At 68.9% G+C, this 12,986-nt stretch carries 15 protein-coding genes and 2 pseudogenes; 8 read left to right on the forward strand and 9 right to left on the reverse strand.

All coding sequences use genetic code 11. The features are described from left to right. Nucleotides 1-155: 155 nt before the first annotated feature. Entirely contained in the window at nt 156-458 is a 303-nt protein-coding gene (locus UK23_RS31485; protein WP_419503910.1) for a hypothetical protein, read from the reverse strand. Nucleotides 459-473: 15 nt separating this feature from the next. On the opposite strand from UK23_RS31485, the pseudogene UK23_RS54085 reads away from it, so the two are divergent. Beyond that, nucleotides 474-566, forward strand: a pseudogene (locus UK23_RS54085) (SDR family oxidoreductase); the annotation flags it as partial. Between the two features lie 57 nt (nt 567-623). Here the strand turns inward: UK23_RS54085 and UK23_RS54835 are convergent. Both UK23_RS54835 and UK23_RS31495 read right to left on the reverse strand, forming a co-directional pair. Continuing rightward, nucleotides 624-1,073, reverse strand: a pseudogene (locus UK23_RS54835) (HAD family hydrolase); the annotation flags it as partial. A 14-nt stretch (nt 1,074-1,087) separates the two neighbouring features. Next, entirely contained in the window at nt 1,088-1,825 is a 738-nt protein-coding gene (locus UK23_RS31495) for a DeoR/GlpR family DNA-binding transcription regulator (RefSeq protein ID WP_231114764.1), read from the reverse strand. Nucleotides 1,826-1,899: 74 nt separating this feature from the next. Here UK23_RS31495 and UK23_RS54090 point away from each other — a divergent pair, with 74 nt between their 5' ends. The 5 genes from UK23_RS54090 (at nt 1,900) to UK23_RS31515 (ending at nt 4,620) form a co-directional block, all read left to right on the forward strand. Continuing rightward, nucleotides 1,900-2,628, forward strand: coding sequence for an MFS transporter (locus UK23_RS54090; protein WP_231114765.1), 729 nt, complete (start codon nt 1,900-1,902; stop codon nt 2,626-2,628). Further along, a complete protein-coding gene (locus UK23_RS54095; protein WP_231114766.1) occupies nt 2,619-3,008 on the forward strand; it encodes an MFS transporter in 390 nt (129 codons plus the stop codon). The genes UK23_RS54090 and UK23_RS54095 overlap by 10 nt, the downstream gene beginning before the upstream one ends. A gap of 11 nt (nt 3,009-3,019) precedes the next feature. Beyond that, nucleotides 3,020-3,691: an RraA family protein gene (locus tag UK23_RS31505; RefSeq protein WP_045315334.1), complete on the forward strand. Its 672-nt coding sequence runs from the start codon at nt 3,020-3,022 to the stop codon at nt 3,689-3,691. Nucleotides 3,692-3,799: 108 nt separating this feature from the next. Continuing rightward, nucleotides 3,800-4,201: a VOC family protein gene (locus UK23_RS31510; protein WP_045315335.1), complete on the forward strand. Its 402-nt coding sequence runs from the start codon at nt 3,800-3,802 to the stop codon at nt 4,199-4,201. Between the two features lie 5 nt (nt 4,202-4,206). Next, nucleotides 4,207-4,620, forward strand: a complete 414-nt coding sequence (locus tag UK23_RS31515) for a YciI family protein (protein WP_231114771.1) — start codon at nt 4,207-4,209, stop codon at nt 4,618-4,620. A 36-nt stretch (nt 4,621-4,656) separates the two neighbouring features. On the opposite strand, the gene UK23_RS31520 is transcribed toward UK23_RS31515, so the two are convergent. The 3 genes from UK23_RS31520 to UK23_RS31530 all read right to left on the reverse strand — a co-directional run bounded on the left by UK23_RS31520 (nt 4,657) and on the right by UK23_RS31530 (nt 9,199). Beyond that, on the reverse strand, nt 4,657-7,797 hold the full coding sequence (locus UK23_RS31520) for a S8 family peptidase (RefSeq protein ID WP_156213517.1): 3,141 nt from the start codon (nt 7,795-7,797) through the stop codon (nt 4,657-4,659). Between the two features lie 154 nt (nt 7,798-7,951). Further along, a complete protein-coding gene (locus UK23_RS31525) occupies nt 7,952-8,635 on the reverse strand; it encodes an aspartate/glutamate racemase family protein (RefSeq protein WP_045315338.1) in 684 nt (227 codons plus the stop codon). 9 nt (nt 8,636-8,644) lie between these two features. After that, complete coding sequence (locus UK23_RS31530; RefSeq protein WP_045315339.1) at nt 8,645-9,199, reverse strand: TIGR03086 family metal-binding protein; 555 nt, start codon at nt 9,197-9,199, stop codon at nt 8,645-8,647. Between the two features lie 99 nt (nt 9,200-9,298). On the opposite strand from UK23_RS31530, the gene UK23_RS31535 reads away from it, so the two are divergent. Further along, complete coding sequence (locus UK23_RS31535; protein WP_231114767.1) at nt 9,299-10,039, forward strand: helix-turn-helix domain-containing protein; 741 nt, start codon at nt 9,299-9,301, stop codon at nt 10,037-10,039. On the opposite strand, the gene UK23_RS31540 is transcribed toward UK23_RS31535, so the two are convergent. Continuing rightward, nucleotides 10,032-10,469: a VOC family protein gene (locus tag UK23_RS31540; RefSeq protein ID WP_231114768.1), complete on the reverse strand. Its 438-nt coding sequence runs from the start codon at nt 10,467-10,469 to the stop codon at nt 10,032-10,034. The genes UK23_RS31535 and UK23_RS31540 overlap by 8 nt on opposite strands. A gap of 108 nt (nt 10,470-10,577) precedes the next feature. On the opposite strand from UK23_RS31540, the gene UK23_RS31545 reads away from it, so the two are divergent. Further along, entirely contained in the window at nt 10,578-11,180 is a 603-nt protein-coding gene (locus tag UK23_RS31545) for a LysE family translocator (protein WP_045315367.1), read from the forward strand. Here UK23_RS31545 and UK23_RS31550 read toward each other — a convergent pair. Together UK23_RS31550 and UK23_RS31555 are read right to left on the reverse strand one after the other, a co-directional pair. Continuing rightward, complete coding sequence (locus tag UK23_RS31550; RefSeq protein WP_045315341.1) at nt 11,173-11,697, reverse strand: hypothetical protein; 525 nt, start codon at nt 11,695-11,697, stop codon at nt 11,173-11,175. The two genes, UK23_RS31545 and UK23_RS31550, sit on opposite strands and share 8 nt — an antisense overlap. 40 nt (nt 11,698-11,737) lie before the next feature. Beyond that, on the reverse strand, nt 11,738-12,985 hold the full coding sequence (locus tag UK23_RS31555) for an RNA polymerase sigma factor (protein ID WP_045315342.1): 1,248 nt from the start codon (nt 12,983-12,985) through the stop codon (nt 11,738-11,740). Between the last annotated feature and the right edge of the window lies 1 nt (nt 12,986).

Below are 12,986 nucleotides of genomic sequence, written 5' to 3' on the forward strand. Positions count from 1 at the left end.
GCCTTGAGCCGTGAGAACGCGACCATCAAAGCGTCTGACACCGGCCGCCGCAGGCGCGGCGGCCGGGCGAGTTGGTAGTGGAAAAGTGCTGGATGATCTCGGGTTGGTGGTACTTGCAGACGCCATGGAAACCAGACGGGCGGCAAGCATGCGGCTCACTGCGGAACCGTGACGCCGAGGACGCTCAGGAACGCCAGCGCCTCGGCGTCCGGCGAACCCGTCGGCGCGCTGTAGAGCACGAGGCGCTGGTCGCGGTCCGTGAGCGCGAGCGAGTCGCAGTCGACGGTGATCGGCCCGACGACCGGGTGGCGGAAGGTCTTCGTCAGCGTCGGCTCGGCGTGCACGTCACCCCGCTCCCACAGCCGCGCGAAGTCGGGGCTGCCACCACGAAGATCCTCAACGAGGCCGGTCACCGCCGGATCCGCCGGGTAGCGGGCGAGGGTGGCGCGCAGCTGCATGGCGACGTGCAGACGGAACTCGGCGAGGTCGCCGCGTGGTTGCTCAGCGACCGCGCGTCAATGGTGACCGGCGCGATCGTGCCGGTCGACGGAGGCGCCGGGGCCTAGCCGGGAGCGCAGGCCGTCGATGCCGGTGAAGTGGTGGCCGCGCATGCCCACCAGCTCGGCGGCCCGCACGTTCTCCACGTTGTCGTCGACGAACAGGACGTCGTCGTCGCCCAACCGGTCGCGGCACCACTCGAACGCCGCACGGTCCGGTTTCGCGTGGCCGATCCGGCACGAGAACCCGCGCACCTCGAGCAGGTCGAGCCACGCGTAGGTGCGTTCGAAGTTCTGGGCGTGGTCCTCGGGGATGTTGGACAGCAACGCGATCCGCTGCCCGGCCCGGTGCAGCTCGTGCAGGTACGCGACCATCTCGTAGTCGACCCGGCTCCAGCTCTGGACGTCCAGGTCGACGAGCGCCGGGTGGCCGACGAGCGCCCAGTACTCCAGAGCCGTCACGTCGCCGCGGTCGTAGGCCGGGCGGTGCTCCCAGTAGGCGTCCCAGAACTCCGGCGAGGTGCTCATCCGCGCCATGACCTCGGGGTTCTGGTCGCGCGCGATCACGCCGAACATGTCGAAGAGCACGATCACGCCGGCACCACCGTCACGCCGGCCGCGGCAAGGCCTTCGTCGCCGTCCGCGTCGGTCACCACAGCGTCCAAAGAGGACGCCGGGGCCACGAACGCCAAAGCGGTCCGAGTGAGCTTCGAGGCGTCGACAGCGGCGATCACGCGCCGGGCCGAGGCGATCGCGGCACGTTTCACCGAGGCGTCCTCCAGGTCGAAAGCGGTCAGGCCCTGCGACGCCGAAAGCCCGCAGCAGCCGATCACGGCGGTGTCGAAGCGCAACGCCTGCAAGGAAGCCAGCGTCAGCGGACCGGTCAACGCCAGCTCGCCCGGCCGCGGTCGCCCGCCCGGTACGAGCAAGGTCAGTGAAGCGCTGGTCGACAGCGCGTTCACGGCGTGCAGCGACAAAGGCATGACGGTCAGGCGGCGGTCGTGCAGCAGCCTTGCGACCTCGAGACACGTGGTGCCGCTGTCGAGCACGACCGACTCGCCGTCCGCGATCAGGCCCGCGACGACGGTGGCGATGCGGCGCTTGGCGTCCGTGTTCTCGTCGGAACGCAACGCGAACGGTGGCTCCTCGCCACGCAGCAGCAGACTGCGCGCACCGCCCCGGTAGCGTTCGAGAACGCCCTGAGCTGCGAGAACCTCCAGGTCGCGGCGGATGGTCATCTCGGACGCACCGGTCAGCGTGGCGAGGTCGGCCACGCCGAGGGAGCCCGCGTCGCGAACTGCCTCGGTGATCTGTTTCAAGCGGGACACGAACACGATTGAACACCTGCGGTGTTCGAAACACAATCTTTCGAACAGTCAGGTTGTTCGTTAGCGTGAGGCATGTGAACGCTCTCAAGGCCGCGCGGGTGGCCACCTTCACGTACTTCGGGCTCAACGGGTTCCTGCTCGGGATGTGGCTCGTGCACATCCCGACGGTCGAGCAGCGCGCCGGCATCGACCACGCCGAGCTCGGCCGGTTGCTGCTGCTCCTCGGGTTGGGCGCGTTCCTGGGCATGCGGATCGGCGGCAAGATCACCGACCGCGTCGGCGTGAAGTACGTGGTGCCGGTCGCCGGGGTGCTCAACAGCATCACCGCGGTGCTGCCCGGTTTCGCCGTCGGGCAATGGACGCTCGGTGCAGCCCTGCTCATCTTCGGATTCGGCAACGGGCTGATCGACGTCGGCATGAACACACACGCCGTGGTGGTGGAACGGCACTACCAGCGGCCGGTGATCTCGGCTTTTCACGCGACGTGGTCGCTCGGCGGCGTGGCGGCGGCGTTGATCGGTTCGCGCACGCTCAGCTGGGACCTCTCCCCCGCGGTCACGCTCAGCGCGGCCGGTGCGCTCGGCATCGTGATCAGCGTCGTCACCGCGCGGGCGTTGCTCAACGAGAAGGAAGAACAGCAGGTCAGCACGTCGACAGGCAAGCGCAAGGTGCCGCGCCGGATCTGGGTCATGGCCGCGTTGGCGGGTCTGGTGATGCTGAGCGAGGGCGCGGCCTACGACTGGAGCGTGCTGCACCTGCAGGACATCCTCGGCGCGTCGCCGGAGATCGAGAGATGTGTATAAGAGACAGAATCGGCTCGTCGGCGGTGTTGCGCTGGGGCTCGGCGATCGGGGCGGCCGGGATCGCGCTGGCGGCGTTCTCGCCGTGGGTCTGGCTCGCGCTGGCGGGCTGGGCCATCGCGGGCGCCGGGCTGTCGGGCACTGTGCCGCAGCTCTTCAGCGCGGCCGGGCACGCGGAACCCGGCGCGGCCGCGGCGAACATGTCGCGGGTGGTCAGCGTCGGGTACGTCGGCGTGCTGGCCGGGCCTGCGGTGATCGGCTGGATGACGCACCTCGTGCCGCTCAACGTCGCGTTCCTGCTGCCGGTCGCCTTCTGCGTCGTCGCGGCACTTTCAGCGGGCGTGTTGCGGACCGAACCCGCGGAGGAACGGGTGTCTGCATAAGACTGTGCGGCATGGATCTCGCCACTCTGGATCTCACCACCGCGCACCTCGCCGACGCCTGCATCCGGGCGAACATCCCGGTCCGCACGGCCACCCTCACGCCGGTCATCCCCGGCACCAAGACCGCCGGCCGCGTCCTGCCCGCCCGGCACGCCGGCAGCGTCGACATCTTCCTGGAGGCCATCGAACGCTCGCAGCCCGGCGACGTGCTGGTCGTGGACAACGACGGCCGGGTCGACGAGGCGTGCGTCGGCGACCTGATCGTGCTCGAAGCGCAGGCAGCGGGACTCGCCGGTGTGGTGATCTGGGGCCTGCACCGCGACACCCAGGACATCCGCGCGATCGGGCTGCCGGTGTTCAGCCTCGGCACCAACCCGACCGGGCCGTTGTCGCTGCGGGACCGTGCGCCCGAAGCTCTCTCGACGGCGGAGGTCGACCAGTGGACGGTCACCTCCGACGACGTGGTGTTCGGTGACGACGACGGTGTCCTGTTCGTGCCGGCATCCGAGGTTCCGGTTGTGCTGGCCAAGGCGGCGGGGATCCGCGACGTTGAGCGAGCACAGGCCGAACGGGTCAGGCAGGGTGAGTCCCTGCGCAGCCAGCTGCGGTTCGGCGACTACCTGGCGAGCGGGCTGACGTTCCGCGAGCATCTGCGCAAGATCGGCGGCGCCGTCGAGGAGTGAGGGTCATGATCGCGGCTGCTCGGGTATGCGGGCCGCGATCCCGTGTCGAAAAGTGGGTGAGCACTTCGACGGGTCGGTGCAAGGCCACCGCTGAGAGGAACTTTCACCATGGACTGGACCCTGGAAGTCATCGTCGTGCCGGTCTCGGACATCGACCGGTCGAAGCACTTCTACTCCGAGCAGCTCGGCTTCAAGGTCGACCACGACACGACGTTCAACGAGGACACCCGCGTCCTGCAGCTCACCCCGCCCGGCTCGGGGTGCTCGATCGTGCTGGGCAAGGGCATCGTCAAGGGTGAGCCCGGCTCGTTGAAGGGCGTGCAGCTGGTCGTCTCCGACCTGGAGAAGGCCCGCGCGCAGCTCGTCGAACGCGGTGTCGAGGTCGGAGAGATCGTGCGCATGAACGAGGCAGACGGAGGGTCGTTCATCTTCTTCGACGACCCGGACGGCAACAGCTGGGCCGTGCAGGAGATCAAGGCCCGCGCAACTGGTGGGGAGTGGAAGCAGTGAAGTACATGCTGGTCACCTTCGGCGGCAACCAGGAGGACTGGGAGGGTGTCGCCGCCTGGTCGGACGAGGACATGCACCGCATGGTCGAGTACATGCGGACGCTGAACGCCGAGCTCGAGGCCAACGGCGAGCTGCTGCAGGCCGAGGGGCTGAGCGGGCCCGCACGGGCGTTCGTGGTGCGCGGCGGCGACGGCGACAAGCCGATCGTGGTCGACGGGCCGTTCGCGGAGTCCAAGGAGGTCATCGCCGGGTACTGGGTGGTGGACGTGGACAGCCACGAGCGGGTCGTGGAGATCGCCCGGCGCGCCTCGGCGTGCCCCGGCCCCGGCGGGAAGATCCTCAACGCGCCGATCGAGGTGCATCCGATCATGGGCGCGCCCACCGAGGACCCGGAAACCATGGCGCCGTACAAGAAGTAGCGGTGAGGGGGCCGGTCTCCCGGCCCCCTCACAAGATCACTTCAGGTCGTACGCGCGGATGATGGTCTGCTGGACCTCACCGCCGGAGTCCGCCGCCCGAGCCTTGAACGACACGTTCTTGGCGCCGTGCGGGTGGAACAACGTGACCTGCCAGCCGGTGCGCGTCTTCTGCAACGGCACCTGCTTCCACGTCCCGCCCTCGTCGAAGGACACCTGCACCGCCGGGTCCTTGATGTTCGTGACGGTGCCCGTTCCGTTGCGCTCCACCGTGATCGGCACGGTGACGACGCGGCCGGCGCGGTTGTTCTCGTCCAGCCGGGGCGCGAACCGGACCGCCAGCAGCGGCACCGGCTTGAACAGCTCGCCGGGAACGTTCTCCGACGTGAACTGCCAGTCGGCGGTGATCTGCGACGACTGCGTGTCGCGGGCCGCCTCGACGTGGGCGAAGTAGCGCTTGTTCTCCGCCGGCACGTTCGGGATGTACGCGGAGCCCGCGTAGTCGCGGTCGAAGATGACCTTGCCGTCGAGCGTCACGGTGGTGCGGCCGGTGTGCTGGCTGCCCCCGTTCATGCCCTGCGCGCCGAACATCGGCACGTCCAGGCGCAGCACGTTGCCCAGGCGGCCGGCGAACCGGACGTAGCGCGAGTCGTTGGGCAGGCTCGGGCCGTAGACGGCGCTGTTCCAGTGCTCGGTCACCGTGCGCCCGGCCTTGAACACGCGCGGCTGGGCCGAGAACTGGTAGCCGAGGCTGGGGTACTCGCCGAGCTTCGTGAACTCGCTCAGCGAACCGGACCAGTCGACGCCGGACGTGTAGAACTCCTTGAGCCGCAACGGCAACGGCCCGGAGGCACCGTTGTCGCGCTGGCCGATCGAGCCCGGGACGCGAGCGTGCGTCACGGAGTTGACGTGAGCCAGCGAGTGGTCAGGGACGCTGCGCTGGAGGTCGGCCGGGACGCGGGTCTTCTCGGCGATCCGCACGTGGTACTGGTACGGGCTGCCGGCGAAGGACCCGTTGCCGTCCGGGCGGGCCATAACGCTCTGCGCGTAGAAGTCGAACTTCGGCCAGGACGACGCCGATGGGCGCACGGCCAGGTTCTCGAAGTCGTTCAGGATCCAGGTGGCGCCGGTGGGGCCCCAGTTGGTCGTCATGTCGAAGCCCAGCTCGGACGCGGCCGGCGCGGCCTCCTTCTGGTCGACCTTGATGACGGGCTTGACGCCCTGGCGCGCGTCGATCACGAGGTCGGTGTTGGCCGTGACGCTGAACGCAGGCTCGACCGCGACGGTGGTGCTGCCGCGCTTCGCCGGGTCGGCGTTCGGCGTGTACACCGACGAGTCGAGGAAGTACGCGCCCTTGGGCAGGCGCTGCACGACCGTGCCGGACGGGTCGAAGCGGAAGTACGCCTGCGGCCGGTCGACGCTGACGAACCGGTAGGTGTAGCTCGACGCGGCCTTGCCGGTCTGTTCGACGAACGAGAGCTTCACGTCGTAGCTCTCGACCTCCTTCACCACGCCGATCGGCACGCGCACGCCGTCGGACGACAGCACCACGGCGCCGTAGATCGCGTCCGGCGCGGCACCACGGGTGTCGGCGGTGACCACGGCGTCCGCGGTACCACCGGCGGGGATCGTCAGCTTCGCCGGAGACACGCTGAACAGCGCCCCGGCGGGCTTCACCTCGGCGATGCCCAGATCCACGGTCACGTCGGACGATCCGGTGTTGCGGTAGGTGAGCTTCTGCGTGATCGGCTTGTCGTCGTCGTGCGGCCACAACGCGGTGCCCAGCGACAGACTGCCCGCATTCGTCGACACGGCGGACGACACCGCACGGCCCACGTCGAGACGTCCCGCGCCCTGGTCGTAGACGGTCAGCGACGGGTTGGGCTTGGCGCTGTTCATCAGCGCCGCCTTGAGGTCACCGGCCTTCCACGACGGGTGCTGCGACGCGAGGACAGCCGCCGCACCCGCCACGTGCGGCGTGGCCATCGAGGTACCCGAGAGAGCGACGTGGCCTTCGTCGACGGGCGTGCCGATCTGGCCGTTCTTCGCCTTGGCCGCAACGATGTCGACGCCCGGCGCGGTGATGTCGGGCTTGATCGCGTTGTTCGTCCAGCGCGGGCCGCGCGAGGAGAACTCGGCCAGCTTGTCGTCGCGGTCCACGGCGCCGACCGTGAGGGCCGCATCGGCGGAACCGGGCGAACCGATCGGGCCGCCGGAGTTGCCGGCGGCGACGACGAACAGCGCCCCGGTCTGCTCGGTGATCCGGTTGAGCGCCAGCGACATCGGGTCAGTGCCCTCGTCGGGCCATCCGCTGCCGAGGCTCATGTTGATGACCTTGGCCTTCGTCGCGGCCCACTCCATGCCGGCGATGATGTCGCTCTCGCGGCCGCCGCCGTAGTCGCCGAGCACCTTGCCGTTGACGATCTTCGAGTCGGGCGCGATGCCCTTGTACTTGCCCTCACCCGTGATCGTGGACGCGACGTGCGTGCCGTGGCCGAGGCGGTCGTCGGTGGAGTCGCTGTCGCTGAAGTTCTTCGACTCGACGACGGCACCCGCGAGGTCCGGGTGCGTCTCGTCGACACCGGTGTCGAGCACCGCGACCGTGACGTCCTTGCCGGTCCAGCCCTTCGCCCACGCCTCGGGCGCACCGACCTGCGCGGCACTGCGGTCCAGCGACGCCGTGACCTTGCCGTCGAGCCAGATCCTCCCGGTGCCCGCCGCCCAGGCACCGGTCCAGAACCCGGCGTTCTTGTCCACGGTCATCGCGCGAGCGTTGATGCTCGGCAACTGCTCCGCGCCGGCCGCGCTGATCCCCTGCCCCTGCACGATCAGCGGAATGGTCTTGCTGGACGCGTCGTCGTAGCCGGATCTGGCGAGCAGGCTGACGTCGAACAACCGGGCGTCGAGCTCACCGGAGTCGAGCCTGGCCTGGGCGTCGTCCGGCACGACGTGGAGGTCGCCGCGCGGATCCTCGAAGCTGTGGAACCGGACGTTGTCCCGACCTCTGACCTGGACCTTGCCGTTGGTGACGGTGACCTCGTCACCCGTGACGAGCGTGACCCTGGTGGTCAGCCCGTCCGCGTTCACCTCTTGTTGTTGTGGTGCCGCTGAAACAGGAACGGCTGCCGTGGCGGCAACCACGACAGCCGTCAGTCCTGCGGCGAGATGTGATCGTTTCAACGCGAACTCCCCTGGTTCACTGCGGAGGCGTGTTAGCCCTCAGTGACTGAGACACATCCCAGGGTTATCGCGTTGTACGCCAGGTCACATCAACGGTTGCCAGATTGGCCCGGTCAGCGGCCGCGCTTCCGGCGCAGGCGATCAGCGCCGCCGTTCACCCGATGGCACGCTCCACGGCCGCCTCGACGTGCAGGCGGGTCGTCGGGAACACCGGCAGCGGCACGTCGTCCTGGGTGATCAGCAGCTCGATCTCGGTGCAGCCCAGGATGATCCCCTCCGCCCCTTCGAACCGGGCGATCACGTCCTGGTACGTGCGCCGGGACTCCTCGCGGACGATGCCGAGGCACAGCTCGTCGTAGATGATCCGGTGCACGGTCGCACGGTCCTCCGTGGACGGAAGCAGGACGCGCAACCCGTGCGACTCCAGGTGTTCGCGGTAGAACGGCTGGTCCATCGTGAACCCGGTGCCGAGCAGCCCGACCGTGGTCAGCCCGGCGTTCTTGATCGCGGACGCGGTGGTGTCGCCGAGGTGGATCACCGGGATGTCGACGGCGGCCCGCACCTGGTCGTAGACCTTGTGCATGGTGTTGGTGCAGATGAGCAGGAAGTCCGCGCCGCCGGCCTGCACGGCCGCGGCGGCCTCGGCGAGCGCCTTGCCCGCGTCGTCCCACCGGCCCTCGACCTGCATGCGTTCGATCTCGGCGAAGTCGACGGAGTGCAGCACGATCCTGGCCGAGTGCAGGCCGCCGAGGCGTTCGCGTACGAGCACGTTCGCCAGCCGGTAGTACTCCGCGCTGCTCTCCCAGCTCATCCCGCCCAGCATCCCGATCGTCAGCATGCCTCCAAGTCAAGCACTCCAGCGCGGGTCGCGGCCGGTGCGGGCCAGGAGCTGCTCCATCGGAGACGCGTCCGCCGGGGGCTCGACGGGTGCCTTGAAGACGTTCCACTCGATGGCCGTCGGGCCCATCTGCGTGACGAGGTTCGAGACCTCGTCGAACACCTCGGTGTCCGGTTCGAAGCGCTGGCCGGTCGCCTGGGCGAGGTCCCACGCGTGGATGGTGAGGTCGAGCAGGGCCAGGCCGCCGACGGTCTGCGCGGGCATCCCCATGTTCCCGGCGATGCCCTCGTCCGCGCCGGGCTGTCCCCAGGCGTCGACGAGCTTTGCCGTCTCTGAGGGGAACTGGGTGCGCCACTGCGGGTAGTTCGGGGTGTGGCTGAAGTCGGCGTCCTGCTTGACGGCGAGCTTCTGGAACTCGACGACGACGTGCAGCAGGTGGTCGAGCAGGGCGCTGACGTCGTAGTCGGCGCACGGGGTGGGCTTGGTCAGGTCGTCGTCGGTGATGTTCACGATGACGGGCAACGCGTGGTCGCGGGCGCGGTCGAGCAGAACGCTGAGCTTCATGTTCCGCACGCTATTGGCCCGCGGTTCGCCGCTCTTGAAGAAACGCGCCAACCTAGGATCTGCGGTGTGCAAGGGCCGCGCCGGGACACTCGGGGGATCGTGGATGCGCGCGAGCTCTTCTCTCGCGTGCGGTTCCGGCGCCGCATGCCGTGCGAGGAGCTTCAACCGTATCTGGAGCACTACTGGCTGATCGACGGCACGCTGGACGAGCCGTACACCTCCTATGTGGTGCCGCATCCGTCCGTGAACGTCGTCTTCGAACACGGGTACGCGCACCCGGAGATCGCCGGAGTGGCGCAGGGGTTGTTCAGCCACGTCCTGGACGGGCGGATTCGCGTGGCGGGCGTGCAGTTCCGGCCAGGCGGGTTCCGGCCGTTCCGTGCTGAGCCGGTGTCGCAGTGGACGGGGAAGCGCATCAGGCAAACCGACGTGCTTTCGCGGCCAGTGCTGGACGTGGAGGACGAAGACGAGCGCGTTGCCGTGCTCGACCAGTTCTTGCTGCGGATGGGGCCGACGCCCGATGCACAGGCCACGCTCGCGATGGACCTGGTGCAACGGATCCGCGAGGACAGGGAGATCCGGAAGGTCACCGCCTTCGCGCGGGCGGAAGGTGTCTCGGTGCGGACGATGCAACGGCTGTTCGCGGACTACGTCGGGGTGAGCCCGAAGTGGGTGATCCTGCGGTATCGGATCCACGAGGCGTTGGAGCGGGCCGAATCCGAGGTGGAGTGGTCACGGCTGGCGGCCGACCTCGGTTACAGCGACCAGGCCCACCTCGTGCGGGACTTCACCCAGACCGTTGGAGTGTCTCCAACGGCTTATGCGCGGGCACTCAGCTGAAGTACTCGCACAGTTCGATGAGCATTCCCTCGGGGCCGCGGACGTAGCAGGTCTTCAGCATGTCCTGGTAGGTCTCGACGTTGCGGACCACCTCGCCGCCGAGCGGCTTGATGCGGGCGAGCGTGTCGTCGAGGTCGTCCACCACGAACGCGACGTGCCGCAGGCCGAGGGCGTTGATCGGGGCGTGCGAGCTGCCGTCGACGGCGTCCGGAGTCTGGAACTCGCTGAACTCGACGCGGTACCGGTCGTCCGGGGTGCGCAGCATCGCGATCTCGCTCCTGGAGCCGTCGAGGCCGATGACGCCGTCGACGAACTCGCCCTCCATGTGCGCCTTGCCCTCGAGCTCCATGCCGAGCGCCTCGAAGAACGCGACGGCGGCGGCGAGGTCGGTGACGGTCATGCCGACGTGGTGCATGCTCTTGATGGTCATATCCCTGGGACGGTACCGCCCGCGTCACTTCGACATCGGAAGTGGTCCAACTTCGAGAGCAGGATTTGGCTCTGCTTTCTGGACCGCTTGAGCGGCACAGTGATCGGCATGAGTCTTGCATTCCTGATCACGACGTTGATCGCGGTCGCGACACCTGGCACTGGTGTGCTCTACACGCTGTCTGCCGGTCTCGCGCACGGACGGAAGGCGAGCGTGATGGCCGCGTTCGGCTGCACGCTGGGGATCGTGCCGCACGTGCTGGCCACGGTCACGGGGCTGGCGGCGCTGTTGCACGCGAGCGCGCTCGCGTTCCAGGTCGTGAAGTACCTGGGTGTCGCGTATCTGGTCTACCTGGCGTGGATGACGTTGCGGGACAAGAGCGAACTGGTCGCAGAAATGGGCACTGCCACCGCGGCGGCTCCCGCGTCGGCGCGGAAGATCGTGGTGTCGGCGGTGCTGATCAACCTGCTCAACCCGAAGCTGACGATCTTCTTCGTGGCGTTCCTGCCGCAGTTCGCGACCGGGTTCAGCCAGATGGTCACGTTGAGCGCGGTGTTCATGGCGCTGACGTTCGCGGTCTTCGCGGTGTACGGGGTGTTCGCGGCGTCGATGCGCGACCGGGTGCTGGCCCGGCCGCGCGTGCTGGTGTGGCTGCGCCGGTTCTTCGCCGCGTCGTTCGCCGCTCTCGGTGTGAAGCTCGCGCTCACCTAGGGATCGCCGCGCGGATGTCGGCGTGGGCGGGTTCGGTGTAGTCGGCGGCCTCGCCACCACGAAGGATCGTGCTCCCCGGGCAGGTCGAGTCCGTCGTGCCGGCGAGCTCGCGGACCACGATCCGGCGGCCGGTCCTGGCCTCGTAGACGGTCAGCTCCCAGCTGCCCTGGTGGAGCGTCGTCCGGGCGGACACGACCCGGGAGGCGTTGCCGTAGTTGCAGGTGTTCAGCTCGGCACCTGATCCGGTCCGGCGCAGGCAGGCCACCAGTTGCACCTGGGCCGGATCGGCGACCGGCAGCTGGTCGAGAGCGGGCCGGTGCGCGTACACGCCGGTGGTGTCGGCGAAGGTGCGGGTCGCCGGTTCGCCGGTGGACAGGGCCGCGGCTTTGGAGTGAGCCTCGCCGGTGGTGCACGTGCGCAGCAGGTCCTCGTCGTGCAACGACGGGCCGGTCAACGCGTAGGAGATCGCCAGCCCGCTGACCACCGACACGACAGCGGCGACCACGAACAGTTTCACGGCGGCACCATAGGGCGGTGGGTTCGGGAGGGGTCCCGGCTCAGCAGCCGGCGGCGCGTTCCAGCAGGAGGGTGCGTTCGCGTTCGTTGCGGGTCAGCGACGCGGCCTTCTCGAACTCCGCCTTGGCCTCCTTCGTGCGGCCGAGCTTGAGCAGGAAGTCGCCGCGCACGCTGGGCAGCAGGTGGTAGCCCTGCAACGCCTTGGCGCCGGAGATCTCGTCGACCAGCGCCAGCCCGGCGGCGGGTCCGTAGGCCATGGAGAGCGCGACCGCGCGGTTGAGCTCGACGATCGGCGACGGCGAGATCTGGCCGAGCACCTCGTAGAGCGTGGCGATGCGCTGCCAGTCGGTGTCCTCCGGCCTGCGCGCGCGGCCGTGACACGCGGCGAGGGCGGCCTGCACGTAGTAGGGGCCGGGCGGCTGGTTGAGCGCCTCTGCCCGTTCCAGCGCTTTCAACCCGCGGCCGATCAGCAGCCAGTCCCACTTGCCGCGATCCTGTTCGAGCAGCAGCACGGGTTCGCCGCCAGGGCCGGTGCGGGCCTTGGACCGCGAGGCCTGGATCTCCATCAGCGCGACGAGGCTGTGGACCTCGGCCTCCTTGGGCGCGAGCTCGGCGAGCACCCGGCCGAGCCTGAGGGCCTCCGCGCACAGCTCTGGGCGCATCCAGTCGTCGCCCTGGGTGGCGGAGTAGCCCTCGTTGAAGATCAGGTAGAGGACTTCGAGCACCGACGCGAGGCGGGTCTGCAGTTCGGGACCTTCCGGGACCTCGAACGGCACACCCGCGTCGGCCAGCGCCTTCTTGGCACGCACGATCCGTTGCGCCACCGTGGAGTCGCTGACCAGGAACGCGCGGGCGATCTCCTCGGTCTTGAGGCCGCCCAGCATCTTCAACGTCAGCGCCACGCGGGCCTCGGTGCCCAGCACGGGGTGGCAGGCGGTGAAGATGAGGCTCAGCAGGTCGTCGCCGATCTCGTCGTCGATGCCCTCGCTGGCGTCCGGCGTGGCCTCCTGGACGTCGCGCCCGATCTCCTCGACCTTGCGGTTGAAGTTCTCGCGCCGCCGGATCTGGTCGATCGCCCGGCGCTTGGCCGTCGTCATCAGCCACGCGCCCGGGTTCTTCGGCACGCCTTCCTCAGGCCACTGCTCCAAGGCCGCGACCAGCGCGTCCTGCGCCATCTCCTCGGCGAGCCCGACGTCGCGCGTGTACCGGGCGAGCGCGGCGATGACCTTCGCCGACTCCATCCGCCAAACCGCGTCGATGGTGCGGTGCACCGAGGTAGTAGCCCCCATG

It is taken from the genome of Lentzea aerocolonigenes (assembly GCF_000955955.1).
Taxonomy (GTDB): Bacteria; Actinomycetota; Actinomycetes; order Mycobacteriales; family Pseudonocardiaceae; genus Lentzea; species Lentzea aerocolonigenes_A.